The 1347-nt window shown below is 67.9% G+C and carries 1 protein-coding gene and 1 pseudogene; both read right to left on the reverse strand.

The genetic code is table 11. The annotated features are described in order from the left end of the window. Positions 1 to 1066, reverse strand: a 1066-nt coding sequence (gene ligA, locus PGX04_RS28580) for an NAD-dependent DNA ligase LigA (protein ID WP_273741586.1), incomplete at its 3' end; no start/stop codon positions are given. Between the two features lie 87 nt (positions 1067 to 1153). Beyond that, positions 1154 to 1347, reverse strand: a pseudogene (locus PGX04_RS28585) (2Fe-2S iron-sulfur cluster-binding protein); the annotation flags it as partial.

The raw sequence follows: 1347 nt of genomic DNA on the forward strand, positions 1-1347 counted from the left end.
GCCCCGTCCGACCGACCTGGAGCGCGACGTCGACGATCGGCGTCACCTCCGCGCGGGCGGGGAACTTGTAGGCGAACGCCCAGCGGTCGTGGCGCGCCGTCTGCCCGAGTTCCTCGCGGGCGTCTCGATCGTCCACTTTGATCACGACGCCGTCGATCTCGTAACCCAGCTCGTCGCGCGCTTCGAGCATGCGGTCGCGGTACTCGATCGCGTCCTCGATGTCGTCGACGACCTCGACGCGGTCGTTCACCCGCAGGCCGAACTCGGGGAAGCGCTCGAGTTCGCCTCGGTGGGTGTCCTCGAGTTCGCTGGCCGCGAGCACGTCGAAGTAGAAGACCGCGAGCGGGCGCTCGGCGACGACCGCGGGATCGAGCTGTCGGATCGTGCCTGCGGTGGCGTTCCGGGGATTGGCGAAGGGATCCTCGCCGCGCTCGATACGTTCGCGGTTGTGCGCCTGAAACGCGTCCTTGGGCATGTAGACCTCGCCGCGCACCGCGAGGAACTCGGGGTGATCGCCGTGGAGTTGCTGCGGAACGGAGCCGATCGTACGGGCGTTACGGGTGACGTCGTCGCCCTCGCGGCCATCCCCACGAGTCACGGCGCGCTCGAGACTGCCCGCCTCGTAGACGAACTCCATCGAGACGCCGTCGAACTTGGGTTCGCAGACGTATTCGACATCGCCGACCTCTCGTCGCACTCGGTCCGCGAACTCCCGCACGTCCTCGACCTCGCCGCTCTGGTCGATCGAGAGCATCGGTTCGACGTGTTCGACCGTCTCGAACGCTTCCATCGGCTCGCCGCCGACGCTCCGCGTGGGGCTGTCGGGATGGGTGAGATCGAATTCCTCCTCGAGGTCGCGCAACCGGGCGAAGAGCGCGTCGTAGGTCCGATCGGCGATCAGCGGTTCGCTCTCGACGTAGTAGCGGCGGTCGTGCTCGCGGATGGCCTCCCGGAGCAGTTCGACCTGCTCGCGGGCCTCGTTCTCCGAGAGTTCCTCGACCGACACGAAGTCGGTCGGCGGATCGCGGAGGTAGGGGTTCTCCTCGTCCTCGTCGGCGACAGACATTGCTCGAGGGTTGCCGCCCGCCCCCGTTAACGTTACTGACCGCAGACTGGTCGGTCCGCTCCCGGCCTCGGTTCGTCCCGAGACGGCTCATTTCCACGGGTTGTCCACCAGTTCCGCGTGGACGCTCGAGCCGACGGCGATCCGACAATCGACCCGTGGGGAGGCGATACACAGCAACACGTAGCCGGCCTTCCGATGTCGGTCCTTCAGCGCCCGCGGCAGCCGGCGGTACGCGACGGCGTCGTCGTCGGCACACGCGTCGACCACGCCGTCGCCATCGC

It is taken from the genome of Natrinema soli (genome assembly GCF_028618695.1).